This is a genomic window from Paenibacillus senegalimassiliensis (assembly GCF_001486585.1).
GTDB classification, from domain to species: Bacteria; Bacillota; Bacilli; order Paenibacillales; family Paenibacillaceae; genus Fontibacillus; species Fontibacillus senegalimassiliensis.
Genome location: NZ_LN909044.1, coordinates 308,838 through 326,320, shown reverse-complemented (window position 1 = coordinate 326,320; position 17,483 = coordinate 308,838). Strand labels below are relative to the sequence as shown.

Here is a 17,483-nt window from a genome sequence, read left to right as displayed (position 1 = left end):
AACCTTACTAAAGAAGGGTGATAGTATATGATCGATCCTAACATCAAGCACGACATGCGTGAAGTAGCCAAGAAATTATCAAACCTTAGGGGGTCTCTTTGACTTAGATCTTAAGCAAGAGATGATCGCTAACTATGAGGAGAAAATGGCGGCTCCCGACTTTTGGGACGATAACGACAAAGCCCAGGCCCTGATTGCGGAAATGAACGGGGTCAAATCGTCGGTGGACCAGTACACAGCCTTGCAGAATGAATACGACGAGCTGGAAATGATGATTGAACTGGCCGAAGAGGAAGGCGACGAAGCGTTAGCCGAGGAGATTGGCGGTTCAGTTGCCGGGCTGGTGAAGAAGCTTGAGGATTTTGAACTGCAACTGCTGTTGAATCAGCCTTACGATAAAATGAATGCCATTCTGGAACTGCATCCCGGCGCGGGAGGCACGGAGTCCCAGGATTGGGGCCAAATGCTGCTGCGCATGTATACCCGGTGGGCTGAGAAGCGTGGCTTCAAGGTGGAAACGCTGGACTATCTGCCAGGTGATGAGGCGGGAATTAAGAGTGTTACGCTGTTGATCAAGGGATACAACGCCTATGGGTACCTGAAGACGGAGAAAGGGGTTCATCGGCTGGTACGGATTTCCCCCTTTGATGCATCAGGACGGCGACACACCTCGTTTGTCTCCTGCGATGTCGTGCCGGAGATCAGCGATGATGTCGAAGTAGATATTCGTACCGAGGACTTGAAGATTGATACGTACCGCGCCAGCGGCGCAGGTGGTCAGCATATTAACACGACCGACTCGGCTGTGCGGATTACGCATATTCCTACCGGTATCGTGGTGACGTGTCAGAACGAGCGCTCCCAGATCAAGAACCGGGAACGGTCGATGACCATGCTTCGTTCCAAGCTGTACGAGCGCAAGATCGAAGAGCAACAGAAGCAGTTGGACGAAATCCGCGGTGAGCAATCCGACATTGCCTGGGGTAGCCAAATTCGCTCCTATGTGTTCCATCCTTACAGCATGGTGAAGGATCACCGAACTTCTGTGGAGACCGGTAATGTAGGTGCCGTGATGGATGGGGATCTGGATGCCTTCATTGACGGATATCTGCGTAGTCAAATTCGGACAGAAAGCTAGACAGACGGACATCCCGTCGATCAGGAGCAAAACCCACCTTGGCTGAGGCTGTTGTCCCGGGTGGGTTTTGTCGTGATTTTATTAAAGGAGGAGCCCTAGTGCCACCCAAGGTTCGCAGACGTAGACTTCAACAATATTTTCCGGTGACAGGCCCGGTCAGGCATACATTAGATACAATCATGATCATTGCAGGGTCCCTGATTACGGCGCTGGCCTTCAACCTGTTCCTGGTGCCCAATGATATTGCCTCCGGAGGGGTGTCCGGGCTTTCCATTATCGTACAATCTATTTTTGGGATTGAACCGGCCTACACCCAATGGGCGTTAAATATTCCGTTATTCGTAGCAGGATTTCTGCTGCTGGGACGTGATTATTCGATTCGCTCCCTGCTGGGAACGGTCATTTTGCCGTTGTTTGTATTTTTGACCAAGGATATCCCCCTACCGACAACAGACCCTTTGCTGGCTTCGCTGTACGGTGGAATCGGGGTTGGCTTTGGATTGGGTATTGTCTTTCGGGGGCGGGGCTCAACCGGGGGCTTATCCACCCTGGCGCAAATTATCCAGAAATACAGTGGCTTGAGCTTATCGATGTGCGTAGTGCTCATGGATGGGATCGTCATTACGATGGCAGGCTTCCTGCTATCGCCGGAGAAGGCGCTGTACGCTCTGATCGGTCTATACATTACAGGGAAAATGATCGACTTCATCGAGCTTGGCTTCAACTATACCAAGGTAGCCTACATCATTGCAGAGCGGACCGAGGATATTTCCCAAGCTGTGCTCTCTCAGTTGGACCGGGGCTTGACCAAGCTGGATGGGCGGGGTGGCTATACCGGGGATGATCGCACGGTACTGATGGTCGTTGTTGGTCAGAGTGAGGTAACGCGGCTAAAGACGCTGGTGCAGAGTCTGGACCCGACCGCCTTCGTCATCATCACCAATGCTCATGAGGTACTCGGCGAGGGCTTCAAACGTGAGTAAAAGAAACTCCTCTATCTCAGCGAGAGCTTGTCTGCTCGCGAGATAGAGGAGTTTTTTTGCATAAACGCCACTATCCTAAATAAGTATGGCGCCATACCAGCCGCAGGCTCGCTCAGGTTCGTTACAACTCTAAACGATCAAATCATCGTAGATGGAACGCTCCGTTTTCTGCGGATACGAGTTGCCACGCTCCCAGGCAAGCTCGAAGAACTCATGATGATGATCCGGTGGAACCTCGGGTCCCAGCTTGCCGAATACCCGTTCTACGCTGAACACTTGCGATTCGTGAGCTTCCAGCGCCTGACGTTTGATCTCCCACCGATGACGACCCTCAATGCGCAGTACGCCGGGGCGCTCTGAAGCCAGGGGAGCAAATAGGTTGTAGTACAATTTTTGCACGGAGGGGGCTTGGCCACTCGTGACAATGTCCTTAACCACATGGTGAAGGACGATATGGTCCCGGTGTCCCGAAATGCCATCCTCTGGAAAGGTCACGACAATATCGGCCTGATGCTCACGCAAAAAATCGGCAATCTTCTCCCGTAACAAGTCAGCATCTACCTCATCCAGCTTGCCATCCTTCATTCCCAGTTGCTCGGCAGTAGAAATACCCAGGATGCCCACGGCTTTCTCCAATTCAAACTCTCTTAGGGTGGCTAGCTCATCCTCGTTCATAGGGTCTAAATGTCCTGTCTTACCAGCATCACCACGCGTGGTTGTCAGCAGTATGGGGCGCCCGCCTTCATCGGCGATTTGCCGAATTAGATAGGAACATCCGAAGGTCTCATCATCCGGGTGAGCATAGATAAAGGCAACCGTCCTGTTGGTTAAAGTCATGAATTAATTCCTCCTTCATGATGGTGATTCTTCATTAACTATACTGTAAGTCAGGCTTATAGTGTAAGTTCAAAAAGTCGGGTTTCCAGGACCGAGAAGGTTGGATGAAGCTAGGGACTGAGGAGTGGAGCGTACGTAGTGGGTACGTGAGCACCGGAAGGCCCGGTTGAATTCAAGATTCGATGTCGAATCCATTCCTTGAACAGCGTCGTCTTGGAAAGACAACTTTTTGAACATCATCTTATAGTTAAGATAGCAAGGTGGGGCGAGAGGCAAAGCCTGACACAGTCGTGTAATTTTTTGCTCAAGCGGTTGTATTTATATAAGTGTAGTCGTATAATAATACATATTTATGACGGATTATACAAATGGATTGTTCATAGCTTCATAGAAGCGTGGTGAACAAGTTGCTAGAAAGTGAGGTTGGCCAGATTGAACGAAAACAAGATAAGAGTAGCAATCGTCGGTTCTACGGGCTATGGAGGCGTGGAACTGATTCGTTTTTTAGGGGGACATCCGCATGTGGAGATTACCTCTGTAATATCCGCATCCAGTGCGGGCGAACGCTTGACGGATAGCTTTCCTCATCTCTCGGACATTGTGGTCCAGCCTTTGGACGGCGTGAACCCGCAAGAGATTGCTGAGAAGGCAGATGTTGTGTTTACGGCAACCCCATCGGGGGTCAGCGGGAAGCTGGTACCTGAACTGCTGGAAGTAGGACTCAAAGTCATCGACCTTTCCGGGGATTTCCGTATTAAGGACGGAGCGGTTTACGAGGCTTGGTATAAGCATGAAGCACCGGCACCTGAACTGCTGGAAGAGGCTGTTTATGGCTTGGCCGAAATTTATGGCGAAGACGTTCGGGGCAAGAACCTGATTTCTAATCCGGGTTGCTACCCGACCGCTACGCTGCTGGGCTTAATTCCAGCACTGAGCGCAGGATGGATCAAGGGGCGAAGTATTATTATTGATGCCAAATCCGGTGTGTCCGGTGCGGGACGAGGAGCTAACTTGACGACGCATTATGCGGAAATCAATGAAAATATGAAAGTGTATAAAGTGAACAAACATCAGCATATTCCGGAAATTGAGCAGGTGCTGACCCAGGTTGCTGGCGAACCGGTGACCGTGACGTTTACCACCCATTTAGCCCCGATGACGCGGGGGATCATGAGCACGATGTATGCGGAGCTACAGGGGGCCTACACGGAGGAAGATCTGATTGGGCTGTACCGTCAGTATTATGCCGGTCATCCCTTTGTACGCATCCGGGAGAACGGTAAATGGCCAGCCACTAAGGAAGTATTCGGCTCCAACTATTGTGACATCGGGTTTGCCGCCGATTCGCGTACGGGACGTCTTACAATCATTTCGGTAATTGATAATATCGTCAAGGGTGCCGCGGGCCAGGCCATTCAGAACCTGAACCTCATGATGGGCTGGGATGAAGCGGCGGGCCTGCAATTAACGCCTGTATATCCTTAGGTGGATATAATATACATGGAGCGAGTGCGAAAGGAGAACAGCAATGGGAGTGGTTCGGTTATTTAGCGTTGAGTCGGCGGGGGGCGTAACCTCTCCGAAAGGATTTAGTGCAGGTGGACTGCATTGTGGGTTGAAAAAAACTTCACGTAATGACCTTGGTGCAATTGTATGCGAGGTACCTGCGGTAGCGGCTGCAGTATATACAACCAATGTATTTCAGGCGGCACCACTTAAGGTGACGCGGGATAGCATTGTGAGTGGAGGACAGCGGTTGCGTGCCGTAGTCGTGAATAGCGGTAATGCCAATGCCTGCACAGGAGTGCAAGGGGAAGAAGACGCCTATGCGATGCGTGCTGCGGCTGCGAAGGCGTTCGGGCTAGGTGAGCAAGAGGTGGCGGTTGCTTCTACGGGGGTAATCGGGGAGCTATTGCCGATGGATCGCGTGTATGAAGGCATTACCGGGTTGCCTGCCGCTTTGGATGCCCAATCAGAGGGAGCAGAACAGTTCTGTCAGGCCATTCTCACCACGGACCTGGTGAAGAAGGAGATCTGCGTGAAGCTTGATGTGAACGGGCGTGAGGTGACGATTGCGGGAGCAGCCAAGGGCTCGGGCATGATACACCCGAACATGGCGACGATGTTGGCATTCGTGACAACCGACGCGGCTATTAACGCGCAGTCATTGCAAGAACTGCTCGGCCAAACAACAAATGTCACCTTCAACATGATTACCGTGGATGGAGATACGAGCACTAACGACATGCTGTTAACTATGGCGAGTGGGCTTGCGGGCAATGACGAACTTTCCCCGGCCCACGCCGATTGGGATGCCTTCTCCGCCGCATTTCGTCATGTATGCCAGACGCTGGCTCAGATGATTGCCCGCGATGGCGAAGGGGCTACACGATTGGTGGAGGTAACGGTCACCGGGGCCGTTAGTGACTTCTCCGCTCAAGCCATTGCCAAGACCGTCGTCGGCTCAAGCTTGGTCAAATCGGCCGTGTTCGGAGCCGACGCGAACTGGGGCCGGATCATTGCGGCGGTTGGCCGGGCAGGCCAGCCGGTTAATCCGGAGACGGTGGATATCAGGTTAGGCGAGATTGTGGTGCTGACCGGATCACGACCAATTCCTTTTGACGAAGAGCAAGCTTTGGCTTACTTGCAAGGAGATACGGTAGTTATTTCCGTTGATCTGCATCACGGCAACGGTACAGCCACGGCCTGGGGCTGCGACCTAACGTATGACTATGTCCGCATCAATGCGGCTTATCGAACTTAATAGATTTGTGATGCACATCAAGATGGAATACCACGCTTGAAAATATTATTTGTATAAAGGAGTTGTGGATGACCGATGACTACTGCGCTGAATAACGAACAAATTCCAGCCAAGCCGCTTCCGGGAGGGCAGCGATTTGTGATGAAGTGTGGGGGCAGTACGCTTGCGGAACTGCCGGAATCCTTTTTTGGCGATCTCGTCAAGCTACAGCAATCGGGTATTCAACCAGTGATTGTACACGGCGGAGGGCCAGCTATTTCGGATAACCTGGGCAAGCTCGGAATTGAAAGTAAATTTGTCGGCGGGTTGCGCTATACGACAGAGGAAGTGCTGGATGTCGTTGAGATGGTGCTGGCCGGGAATATCAATAAAGCTATCGTAAGACGTATCTCGCAAGCTGGCGGCAAGGCCTTGGGCTTGTCGGGCACAGACGGAGGTCTCCTGCAAGCCAAACCGGTAGCCAACCATAAAGAAGTGGGGCTTGTTGGTGAGGTGACCCATGTCAATGCTGAGCTGATCGGGGGCGTGGTCGAACTGGGATATATGCCAATCATTGCTCCGGTAGGAATCGGAGCCAGCGGCCAACGCTACAATATCAATGCGGATACGGCGGCGGGAGCGGTAGCTTCCGCACTAGGCGTAGCCCAGATGATCGTGGTAACGGATGTACCAGGAATTTTAAAGACGGTAGGCGAAGAGAAAAAGGTACTTTCGTCCGTGACGGTACAGCAGATCGAGGATATGATTTTGACCGGAGAAATCTACGGAGGCATGATTCCGAAAGTACGGGCGGCAGTAGCCTGCATCAGCGGCAAGGTGAATGAGGTCGTAATTGTAGATGGCAGCGAGCCAGGAGTGCTGGGCAAGGTACTGGCCGGTGAAGGGATCGGAACAAAAATTGTACGCATGATGTAGCAGCATAATCTTAGGTGATAGATGGGAGTGGAGCCAGCGATGACACAACAAAGTGATGTGAAAGAAGCAGCGACAGGCGCGGCAAACGGTACGGGAGCGGCCTCCTTAACGGAAGCGGGGGGCGCAAGTGCCCTCTTCCCCAGCTATGCCCGTTATCCAATTCAATTGGTCAAGGGCAAAGGCAGCTTGCTATGGGATGCCAAGGGCAAGCAATACCTTGATTTTATGAGTGGGCTGGCGGTGGCCAATCTGGGCCACGCCCCGGAGAAGGTTGCAGCTAAGGTGAAGGCGCAATTGGATGAGCTGTGGCATGTCAGTAATTTGTTTCATATTCCGCAGCAGGAGGTGGCGGCACGGAAGCTGACGGAGGTTAGCTGTGCAGACGCTGTATTCTTCTGCAATAGTGGGGCTGAAGCGAATGAGGCAGCCATCAAGCTGGCACGCCGTTATCATCAGAAGATCAAGAATAATGGACGTTATGAGATTATTACCTTCGAGCATTCGTTCCACGGCCGGACATTGGCTACACTAACGGCGACGGGGCAGCAGAAGGTGAAGGACGGTTTTCTGCCGTTGCCAGCAGGTTTCGTGACTGTGCCTTTATATGATATGGAAGCCTTGAAGGCTGCCATTGGCCCGCAAACGGCCGGAATTATGCTGGAGATGGTTCAGGCGGAGGGCGGCGTTTATCCGGTTGAACCGGCCTTCGTGGAGGAACTGGCAGCTATATGCGAGCAGCAGGAGCTGCTGCTGATTGTGGACGAGGTACAGACCGGCATGGGCCGTACGGGAAAATGGTTTGCACATCAGCATTACGGGATTGAGCCGGACATTTTCACATCAGCCAAAGGGATTGCCAGCGGTTTGCCGGCAGGCGCCATGCTTGCCAAGGAGTATTTGCGTGAAGCTTTCTCACCGGGCAGCCATGCGTCCACCTTCGGGGGTAACCCGGTCGTGTCGACAGCGATTATCGCTACGCTTGAGACGATGGAGGAGGAGCATATTCCTGAACAGGTGGCCGAGCAGGGGAACTACTTGAAGGCCGTCTTGCAGGAGACCTTTAAAGATGAGCCGTTTGTGCAGGAGGTTCGCGGTCTGGGGCTTCTGATCGGTATAGAATGTGTTGCTCCGGTTGGAGAGATTGTGCTGCTTGGGCAGGAGCGGGGATTGCTGTTCGTCACGGCGGGGCCAAATGTCATCCGGCTATTGCCGAACCTGAAGGTAACGAAGGAAGAAATTGACCAGGCTGTGGCCATTTTGGCGGAGATTATTGCCGCACATATTTCCGGGAAGGGGAACTGAAGAATGGGATTGCTGGAGCAAGCAAAGCAGAGTACCATTGACTTAAAGGGACGCGATTTAGTTGAACTGACCGATTATACAACCGATGAGATTCATTACTTGATTGATTTGGCTGTGGAACTCAAGCGGAAGCAGAAGCAAGGGGAGGTCTACGAGCCGCTCAAAGGGAAAACCGTGGGTTTGATCTTCGAAAAATCCTCCACGCGGACACGGGTATCTTTTGAAGTGGGCACCTATCAATTGGGCGGACATGCTCTCTTCCTTAGCAAAAATGATATCCAGCTTGGACGAGGCGAGACAATTGCGGATACAGCAGGGGTGATGTCCCGGTATCTAGACGGTATCATGATTCGTACCTTCGGTCACGATAAAGTCGTGGATTTGGCCCGGTACGCTACGGTGCCGGTCATTAATGGACTGAGCGATCAGGCGCATCCGTGTCAGGTACTTGCCGACTATCAGACCTTATACGAATATAAGGGTACGTTAAAAGGTTTGAAGCTGGCCTACATCGGAGATGGCAACAACATGGCCCACTCCCTGATGCTTGGTGGAGCGAAGCTGGGTGTGCATGTATCGGTAGCCAGTCCGGAAGGGTATGAGCCGGACCCGCAGGTCGTAGCGGAAGCCAGAGAGATCGCCAAAGAGACGGGAGCGATTATTGAGGTCGTTCGCGACCCTAAGGCTGCTGTGCGGGATGCGGATGCGATCTACACGGACGTTTGGGCCAGCATGGGCTTTGAGGCTGAGCAGAAGGCGCGTGAGGCGGCCTTTAAGGACTATCAGGTCGACGAGGAATTGGCGCAGCATGCGAAGCCCGATTATGTGTTCATGCATTGTCTGCCTGCCCATCGCGGCGAGGAAGTCAGCGAAGGCGTCATTGATGGCAAACATTCGATTATTTTTGATCAAGCAGAGAACCGGTTACATGCGCAAAAAGCGTTGATGGCCGCTTTAATCGGATAATTTAGAGGAGGAGCACCAATATGGCAAAGGAAAAGATTGTACTGGCTTATTCCGGGGGACTGGATACGTCTGTCATTTTGAAATGGCTAAAAGAAACCTACGATGCAGAAATTATTGCGTTTACCGCTGATATCGGCCAGAAAGAGGAACTCGATGGGCTGGAGGAGAAAGCGCTGGCCACGGGCGCATCGAAGGTATATATCGATGACCTGCGTGACGAGTTTGCCAAGGATTTCATTTATCCCATGTTCCAGTCAGGGGCGCTCTATGAAGGGCAATATTTGCTCGGAACCAGCATCGCACGTCCGCTGATTGCCAAGCGGATGGTGGATATTGCTCGTGCTGAAGGCGCAACAGCTATTGCTCACGGGGCTACCGGCAAAGGAAACGACCAGGTGCGTTTTGAACTGGCAGCGGCAGCGCTGGCTCCAGAGATCGCCGTTATTGCTCCTTGGCGCTTGGATGAATTCCGCCAACAATTCCCGGGACGGGCCGAAATGATTGCTTACGCAGAAGCAAATGGTATTCCGGTCACCGCTTCCGCAGCAAAGCCTTACTCTATGGACCGCAATCTGCTGCATATCAGTTATGAAAGTGGCATGTTGGAAGATCCGTGGTTTGATGCCTCCGCTCCGGAGAACAAAGACATGTACCTGCTTAGCGTCTCGCCAGAAGATGCGCCAAATGAGCCGGAATATGTGGAATTGGAATTTGATAAGGGTGATTGTGTAGCCATTAATGGGGAGTCGCTGAGTCCGCTGGCTGTTATGGAGAAGCTGAACGAACTGGGCGGCAAGCACGGCATCGGGCGGGTAGACATGGTCGAGAACCGTTTTGTAGGCATGAAGAGCCGGGGCGTTTATGAGACACCGGGGGGGACGATTTTGTTCACGGCCCACCGGAAGATGGAATCGCTGACCATGGACCGCGAGGTCATGAATCTACGTGATAGCTTGATTACCCGTTACAGCACGCTAGTATACAATGGCTTCTGGTTCGCGCCGGAGCGCCTGACCCTGCAAGCGTTAGTGACGGAGAGTCAGCAGAATGTGACCGGTACGGTACGAGTGAAGCTGTACAAGGGGAATATTATCGCAGCGGGCGTGAAGAGCCCGGTCAGCTTGTACAACCCTGATATTGCCACGATGGAAGCCGATCCAACGCAAGCTTATGATCAAGGGGATGCGACTGGCTTTATCCATTTGAATGCCTTGCGTTTGAAGGTAAGTGCGGGCGTTGCCCAAAACAAGAAATAAATCGAAGAGATAAGAACCGGTATCAAAAAGGAGTGGGTCATGTGAGCAAGCTGTGGGGTGGACGCTTTACGAAGCATACCAACCGTTTAGTCGAAGAATATACCGCTTCGATTGGATTTGACAAGACGCTGGCGGAAGAGGATGTGCAGGGGAGTCTGGCCCATGTCACCATGCTGGGCAAATGCGGCATCCTGCCGGAAGAGGATGTAGAGACCATTAAGGAAGGCCTGCATGCCGTCCTGCACAAAATTGAACGCGGCGAGCTGGAATATTCCGTAGCCGACGAAGATATCCATATGAACATTGAGAAGCAACTGATCGACGAGGTTGGTTCTGTTGGAGGCAAGCTGCACACTGGACGCAGCCGGAATGACCAGGTTGCGACGGACATGCATTTATACTTGCGCAAGCGGGTCGTTGAATTTGTGGGGCTGCTGCAAAACCTGCAAGAGTCCTTACTCACGCAGGCCAAGGCCAATCTCGACACGATTGTTCCCGGCTATACCCATCTGCAACGGGCTCAGCCCATTTTGTTCGCGCATCATCTGCTGGCCTATGTCTCGATGTTTGGGCGGGACATCGAACGTTTGCAGGATAGCTACAAGCGTATCAATGTACTGCCGCTGGGCGCTGGGGCGCTGGCAGGCACCACTTTCCCGATTGACCGCCATTTTGTGGCGGAGCAATTGCATTTCGATGCGGTCTATGAGAACAGCCTGGATGCGGTCAGCGATCGTGATTTCATCCTTGAGTTTCTGGCCGATGCGTCCATTCTGATGATGCACCTCTCCAGGCTTAGCGAGGAGCTTGTGCTGTGGAGCAGTACGGAGTTCCGTTTTGTCGAGCTGGATGATGCCTTCTGTACCGGGAGCAGCATCATGCCGCAGAAGAAGAACCCTGATGTTCCGGAGCTTGTCCGGGGCAAGACAGGCCGGGTATACGGTAATTTGATGGGCTTGCTCACCGTATTGAAGTCGTTACCGCTGGCCTATAACAAGGACATGCAAGAGGACAAGGAAGGCATGTTCGATACCGTAGCCACCTTGCAAGGGGCGCTGCAATTGTTCGGACCGATGATCGCTACGATGAAGGTGAACAAGGAGCGGATGCGCGAAGCCGTGAACAAGGACTTCTCCAATGCGACGGATATCGCAGATTTTCTGGCGAACAAGGGGTTGCCTTTCCGGCAAGCACATGAGGTCATTGGCAAAACTGTCCTGTACTGTATTCAAAACGACAAGTATCTGCTGGATTTGACGCTTGATGAATTCAAACAATTCTCACCGCTGTTTGACGATACCATTTATCAAGTGCTGCAACCGGAATCGGTTGTTAACGCCCGGAATGTATACGGTGGTACGGCCAGCGGACAGGTGAGTGCAGCGATTGAGCGTGCTGAGGCCAAGCTGGCGAGCGGCCGGGTCTGGACCGAGGAATACGCAGAGCGCAGCAAATAGGCCATTCAGATAGAAGAGATAGATCCTTAATGAGCAAAGGGTCTATCTCTTTTTTTATGTTCCCCTTATGAAAACAACGTTAGTTTACCTAAAATTTACACGAAATTACACAGAAATTTCAGAAAATAATAAAGGAATCGTCGTAAAATGTCGAAATATATGTTATATCAACACTTGCTAGATCGTTTGGATTAGTGCTAAGGGCCCTGGAAGTGTGGTGGACAATAGGAGCTTCAAGTCATTTGTAAGAAGGGGAGAGGTAAAATGAAAAAGTGGGATGTATCCAGATTGAAGCACCGATTGGGGAGTATGGGGTTACGTAACCGTATGATGCTTATTTTTACCGTGTTGCTGGTCCTTCCTAATCTGTTGATTGCTTATTCAAGTTATTGGCGGGCGACAGAGCAATTACAGGACCGAATGAATGACAGTACACAGTCCAGTGTTGCTTTGCTAAATAATTCGCTTACGCATATTGTAGAGGCTGGCGTGCGCAATGTGGAGCAATTGGCTATGGAAATAGATGCGGCTCAGGTAGACAGCAAATCGCCGGAGGTTCGGGAATTGCTTGATTTGTTCGTGGAGAAGCATCCTGAACTGGAAATTGCCGTCGTAGGCAATCAGAATGGTGCCTGGATGAAATCTCCCGATCCCGGTAATCAGGAATATGACCCTCGCGAACGGGATTGGTATAAAGCGTCTTTAGAGAGCCCAGAGGAAACGGTTATCATTGACCCGTTCAAATCAGCTACAAGCGGGAACTACAATTTATTTATTAGCCGGGCGCTTAAGGATCACCAAGGGGCGCTTACCGTAGCTATTGATCTGGCTGTATTAAATGAAGAGGTCAGCCATATTACCTTAGGTGAACATGGGTATGTGTACATTCTGGACCGCACGAGTAGTTACGTATCCCATCCAACGCTTGCGCTTGGGGAAGAGAGCAAAGGAGAGCACCTCGCTCAAATTCAACAAGACCAATCCGGGTTTATTGACTATGTTGATCCGCTGACAGGGGTAGAGCATAATGGCTTTTTCGTGACTAATGAGCTTACAGGTCTGAAGGTCGTGGGCGTGCTGAATGTGGGAGAGTTCAAAGAAGCTTCATGGCCCATCTTCCAGTTTTCCATATTAGTGCTTGCTGTATCTTTACTGATAGCTGGAAGCATCATTTACTTTGTCGTTCGCAGAATTACAAAGCCTATCGAGCAACTGAACCATTCTGCCCAGCGAGTCAGCGAAGGGGAACTGAATGGGGATGTGGAGAGCAAGCGCAGGGATGAAATTGGGCAACTTGCAACTAATTATAACAACATGCTGGCCTCCTTACGTACTATGGTGCAGGAGATGGCTGAAACAGCGAGCCAACTGGCCGTATCCAGTGAAGAGCTTACCGCAGGGACGGAGCAAAATGCCAAGGCGGTAGAATATGTCGTCGAACTTGTCCAAGAGGCCTCCAACAATGCGGAACATCAAGCCGGGGCATCGGCGGAAAGCGCAAGAACGATGGAGGACATGTCGGCAGGAATTCGTAAAATCGCCGAAGCCTCCGGGACGATCGTCGAGTCGTCTGCTCAGACGGTGGCTGATGTCAAGCGAGGGAGTGACCGAGTGACGGAGGTCGGTGCTCAAATGGAACAAATTCGCCAATCCACGCGGCAATCTGCCGAGTTAATGGAGAAGATGAATGAGCTGAGCTTGCAGGTCGCTGGAATGAGTAGCGCGATCTCTAATATTGCTGGCCAGACGAATCTGCTGGCACTGAATGCAGCTATTGAAGCAGCGCGGGCCGGTGAGGAAGGACGAGGATTTGCCGTGGTAGCCGGAGAAGTGCGGAAGCTTGCGGAGCAATCAGGGGAAACGGCGGAAATGATCCAGCATCATATTGGACAAATGACCGAGATGGCTGGAAGAGCCTATGAGGTGATGGATCAGGAAGTGAACGCTAACGTGGAGCGGGGCATTGCGGTTACAGAGGCAGCCCAGCAAGCTTTTCAGGAGATAGAACTCTCCACCCAGCGAATTTCCGAGCAAATTCACGAAGTATCGGCTATTACCGAGCAGATGTCAGCCAGTGCGGATGAAATTGCTCAATCCGTCGAACAGATTGCGGTGACATCAGCGAAGAGCCAGGAAAGCTTCCAAGGCGTTACGGCAGCTACCCAAGAGCAGCTTGCTTCCATGGAGGAAATCTCCTCTGCGTCGGAAGGACTTTCCCGTATGGCAACCGACATGCATACGCAAATTGAGCGTTTTAAATTGTAATAAAAGAATAGACAGGGCCCCTCCGTAAAATGGAGGGGCCCTGTCTATTGTGAGTTCAGCAGAGAGGTGCGGTACACCTTCTCTGGATGCTGAATGAACATTAGCAGGAATTCCTCCTGCTAATTTGCACAAATAAGCTGTTTTACGGTACTTAGCGGGAAAAGCTCCCTATAAATTTGCGGTTTAGGTACAATTCAGACGTTATAGGCAAAATTATAGTGAGGAATTCCCTATAATGGTGGGCAACCAAGGGGTGGATCAAGTTTTATATGGAGGATTTCCCGTTAGATAGACGGGGGAGCTAGGTTTTCACACCCGTATACTGCATCCCATATCGCGCAGCCCGTATTCCGTATTCCGTATCCCACATCCCGCGCATCCCGTGTTTCGTATCCCATATCCCCGAGTAGTCTGCAAGCATTCTGAACAGCCGTACTACGGGGATTGGGCTTCAAGGGGCTTCAATATTCAACAAGTCCCTACTTGTCGTCCACAAATCCTCTCCGGCCAGCAGCATAGCCAAATACAATTGTGAGCAACGAGAGGCCGATGACGACAGCTAATGGCGTGTTCCAGCTACCACTCTGGTCGTGGATAAATCCAAGCAAAGTTGGCCCGACGGCAGCCAGCAGGTAACCGACAGATTGAGCCATGCCGGATAGCTGGTTGGCCTGCTGCGCGGTACGTGAACGCAACGAGAAGAAGACAATGACCAGACTGAACGTTGCGCCCGAGCCGCTCCCGATCAAAATGATGAAGAGGGGAGCTAATGAAGTCGGGGCGAGCCAAATTCCGCCGAATCCGAGCAGGAAGAAGGCCGCTGAGACCGCGGTGAGCAGTTTTTGGTTGTGGGTGCGTACAGCGATGAGCGGCATCAGGAAGGAGCCTACCATGCTAACCATCTGCATCAATGACAGCATCCAGCCAGCCTGAGCTGCACTCATGCCTTGTTCATGCAGGATGTCCGGCAGCCATGAAATGCTGATATAGAACATGATGGATTGAGAACCCATAAAGATCGTGACCATCCAGGCTACAGGAGAGCGCCAGACACTCCCTATCCGAACCGGGCTGGTTGTATTTGCTGGAGCAGACGGCCCGCTTGTCTCGGAGCTTGTACCATATGCTCCGGTACGGCGTTGCAGCAACATTGGCAACCAGAGAAAAGCTGCAATTGCCGTTAATAGCGCCCAACTTGCCAGCATCCCTCTCCAACCCAGTGGTGACTGTGCGAGGGGAACGCTGATTCCCGAGGATATAGCAGCCCACAAATTCAGGGATGAAGTAAATAGACTAGTCATTAATCCAACCCGTAGCGGAAAGTTGTGCTTAATGAGACCAGGCAACAAGACGTTACATACCGCAATGCCTATCCCTATTAATGCCGTTCCAGCAAAAAGCGCCGAGATGGAGGGCAAGGAGCGAATGAGAATGCCGCCGGTCATCAGAAGCAGGCAATAGAACAAGGTTCGCTCCGTTCCAAGCTTGGCGGCAAGTCCGGGGGCAGTTAGTGCAAACACGGCAAAGGCCAGTAATGGTAAGGTAGTCAGTAAACCGGATAAAGTATGAGATAGGCCGGTAGTGGCCTCGATTTCGCCAATGATAGAGCCAACCCCGGTAATAGGGGAACGCAAGGCGGCTGCGGTTAACAAGATAGCTGTAATCAGCAATGGAGCCGAGACGGTGCGTGATTCACTAATTGGTGAAGCAATCGTTTTATGCATGAGAAAAGAAGCGCCTCCTTAGAATGTCGCCAACAATTAACGATTCAGCTAAGCCTGACTTGCTTAGCCCATCGATCATGGGACCAACTGCTGCTCAAGTATACAGCAAGGCGGCAAGAATCGGCAAATGACGACTACACCTGCGATAAGGTGGGAGAAGGAAGAAGCATATATTTATTTTGCAGATTTTATCTGAGCAAAACAGACAATTTCCGGGGAAATAATCAGTTTGAAATATTAGCGAAAATTCGGCCCCGTAACGCCATCCTCTAATAGTTGGCGACGAGGTTGTTGCGACGATTTCTTCCCGGAACCATCCGATTGGTGGACAGCAATGACGGTAGGCTGTGCAGGATAGGTATCCCGCGAGAGACGGGTACGCTCCACCGGATTTCCATTCACGCGCTTCACACGGTACGTCTCAACGACATACCCCTGTTTTCCAGGAATAAGCACCTGACGCCCTCCCTCTGGTAATGAAGGATTAGCGACATATTTATTGGGGGCGGGCAATGTTTTAGTCGTCTTCGATTCCATGGTATAGCTTATATTCTCCGGCATATCGCCAAATAACTTCACGGTCAGTATCCGGTCCTTCACTTCCGCTCGAATGAGCAGATGTTGGCCGGTGGTATTCTGGAAACGAAAGTTAATGTACCCCTTGGCAAAAGTTGCATCCTGCCCTTTTGGTAAATAGCTGACAGGCAACGAGTGGTTGCGACGTTCAATAATGTCCAGCCCTGCCCGGACTGCTGCGTTGTAAAGGGTACTGGACACCTGACAGATGCCACCCCCGACCCCGGGAACGAGCTTGCCTCCGAAAATGACCGGTGCCTCGCGAAAGCCATAGGTCTTCTCGGCATATTCCACGGCCTCCCCATAATCAAAGATACCGTTTGGTTCCAGCACAATGCCGTCAATGCTTCGGGCTGCCGAATCGATATTGTGCACACGTCCTGTTCCGCTAGAGAGCAGACGAGTAGAGAATTGAACGATTTTACGGCGAATGCCTTCTTTCTTTAAGGATTCAATCGTGACCTCGGGAGAGACTGCCTTGAGAGGCAACGCGAGAGTGAGTGGAGTCAGCCCCTTTGAGAACGGTATCCTTACACCATTATCTGCTTGTGCCTGCTCTATACGCTTTAATTCCTTGGCAAGCTGCAGCGGTAAGCTCGTTTTGAGCTCTTCCCAGTGGATGCGTTGAGCGGAGGTGCCTGGGGAATAGCGAATTTGATCGTCTGTCGTAATAGTCCTTACTGCATTAACGGGGTTGCCGAATTGCCCCGTTTCCCACTCTGCCGAGAAGATCAGCTTTAACGCCGCAGAATCGAAGGAGGCATGAAGCGGCCAGGTACGAGCGAACTGTCTGCGTACCTGTGCCCGTTGCCATAGACTCCCATGGGTAAGGACATCCATTTCCTCGCCAAACCCTGGGGCCTGAAACAATATTCCAGCTTCTGACCAGGTTAGAGACTGAACATAATCTCCTGCGGTAAAAATGACCTTTTTTTGCCCAAGAGCTGTCAGTTCCTGCTCCAGCTTCTTCAGAGCTTCCTCCGGTGACATTCGCCCAAGCTCTACGCCGGCTATGGTAACGCCGGGTGGGAGTGTATCCCGCGCGGCATACATATATAGTGCTCCGAACATCGCTAGACTTAGGATTACAGCACTGGCAATGAGTGCAATCCAATATTTCTTACGCATCGCAGCCTCCCTAAAATGGCGGAATATACGGCTTCCAGCAAGGAAGCCAGCCTGTACCATCATATATATGTTCCAATTTCGAAAACTTTCAGGTACTCAAAAAGTAACATATTTGTTACAATGAAAATCGGACGGTCATGAATTTGCTCGTCTTTTAAAGGATTTGGCGGGA

At 51.6% G+C, this 17,483-nt stretch carries 13 protein-coding genes; 10 read left to right on the top strand and 3 right to left on the bottom strand.

The features are described 5' to 3' along the window. Nucleotides 1-27: 27 nt before the first annotated feature. Nucleotides 28-1,138, top strand: a protein-coding gene (gene prfB, locus BN3279_RS07210; protein WP_148466814.1) for a peptide chain release factor 2 whose coding sequence is annotated in 2 segments (ribosomal slippage) — nucleotides 28-99 and nucleotides 101-1,138 — 1,110 coding nt in all. Because the reading frame shifts where the segments join, the coding sequence is not laid out codon by codon here. 98 nt (nucleotides 1,139-1,236) lie between these two features. Next, on the top strand, nucleotides 1,237-2,121 hold the full coding sequence (locus BN3279_RS07205) for a YitT family protein (RefSeq protein ID WP_082672972.1): 885 nt from the start codon (nucleotides 1,237-1,239) through the stop codon (nucleotides 2,119-2,121). Between the two features lie 129 nt (nucleotides 2,122-2,250). On the opposite strand, the gene BN3279_RS07200 is transcribed toward BN3279_RS07205, so the two are convergent. Then, the gene (locus BN3279_RS07200) at nucleotides 2,251-2,958 is read right to left on the bottom strand and encodes a PIG-L deacetylase family protein (RefSeq protein ID WP_059049964.1); all 708 of its coding nucleotides are present in this window, start codon (nucleotides 2,956-2,958) and stop codon (nucleotides 2,251-2,253) included. A 432-nt stretch (nucleotides 2,959-3,390) separates the two neighbouring features. On the opposite strand from BN3279_RS07200, the gene argC reads away from it, so the two are divergent. The 8 genes from argC (at nucleotide 3,391) to BN3279_RS07160 (ending at nucleotide 13,883) form a co-directional block, all read left to right on the top strand. Then, entirely contained in the window at nucleotides 3,391-4,443 is a 1,053-nt protein-coding gene (gene argC, locus BN3279_RS07195) for an N-acetyl-gamma-glutamyl-phosphate reductase (protein WP_059049963.1), read from the top strand. Nucleotides 4,444-4,486: 43 nt separating this feature from the next. Continuing rightward, nucleotides 4,487-5,722 carry a bifunctional glutamate N-acetyltransferase/amino-acid acetyltransferase ArgJ gene (argJ, locus tag BN3279_RS07190; protein ID WP_059049962.1) on the top strand — a complete coding sequence of 412 codons (1,236 nt, stop codon included), beginning with the start codon at nucleotides 4,487-4,489 and terminating at the stop codon, nucleotides 5,720-5,722. Nucleotides 5,723-5,797: 75 nt separating this feature from the next. Then, complete coding sequence (gene argB / locus BN3279_RS07185; RefSeq protein ID WP_059049961.1) at nucleotides 5,798-6,637, top strand: acetylglutamate kinase; 840 nt, start codon at nucleotides 5,798-5,800, stop codon at nucleotides 6,635-6,637. 39 nt (nucleotides 6,638-6,676) lie between these two features. Continuing rightward, entirely contained in the window at nucleotides 6,677-7,939 is a 1,263-nt protein-coding gene (locus BN3279_RS07180; protein ID WP_059049960.1) for an acetylornithine transaminase, read from the top strand. Between the two features lie 3 nt (nucleotides 7,940-7,942). Further along, complete coding sequence (argF, locus tag BN3279_RS07175) at nucleotides 7,943-8,905, top strand: ornithine carbamoyltransferase (RefSeq protein ID WP_059049959.1); 963 nt, start codon at nucleotides 7,943-7,945, stop codon at nucleotides 8,903-8,905. Between the two features lie 20 nt (nucleotides 8,906-8,925). Continuing rightward, the gene (locus tag BN3279_RS07170; RefSeq protein WP_059049958.1) at nucleotides 8,926-10,161 is read left to right on the top strand and encodes an argininosuccinate synthase; all 1,236 of its coding nucleotides are present in this window, start codon (nucleotides 8,926-8,928) and stop codon (nucleotides 10,159-10,161) included. Between the two features lie 41 nt (nucleotides 10,162-10,202). Beyond that, nucleotides 10,203-11,618: an argininosuccinate lyase gene (gene argH, locus BN3279_RS07165; RefSeq protein ID WP_059049957.1), complete on the top strand. Its 1,416-nt coding sequence runs from the start codon at nucleotides 10,203-10,205 to the stop codon at nucleotides 11,616-11,618. A gap of 264 nt (nucleotides 11,619-11,882) precedes the next feature. Continuing rightward, nucleotides 11,883-13,883 (top strand): methyl-accepting chemotaxis protein, encoded by a 2,001-nt coding sequence (locus BN3279_RS07160; protein WP_059049956.1) that lies wholly within the window; start codon nucleotides 11,883-11,885, stop codon nucleotides 13,881-13,883. Between the two features lie 479 nt (nucleotides 13,884-14,362). Here BN3279_RS07160 and BN3279_RS07155 read toward each other — a convergent pair whose 3' ends face one another. Continuing rightward, nucleotides 14,363-15,607: a CynX/NimT family MFS transporter gene (locus tag BN3279_RS07155; protein ID WP_059049955.1), complete on the bottom strand. Its 1,245-nt coding sequence runs from the start codon at nucleotides 15,605-15,607 to the stop codon at nucleotides 14,363-14,365. Nucleotides 15,608-15,844: 237 nt separating this feature from the next. Then, nucleotides 15,845-17,311 (bottom strand): VanW family protein, encoded by a 1,467-nt coding sequence (locus tag BN3279_RS07150; RefSeq protein ID WP_059049954.1) that lies wholly within the window; start codon nucleotides 17,309-17,311, stop codon nucleotides 15,845-15,847. Between the last annotated feature and the right edge of the window lie 172 nt (nucleotides 17,312-17,483).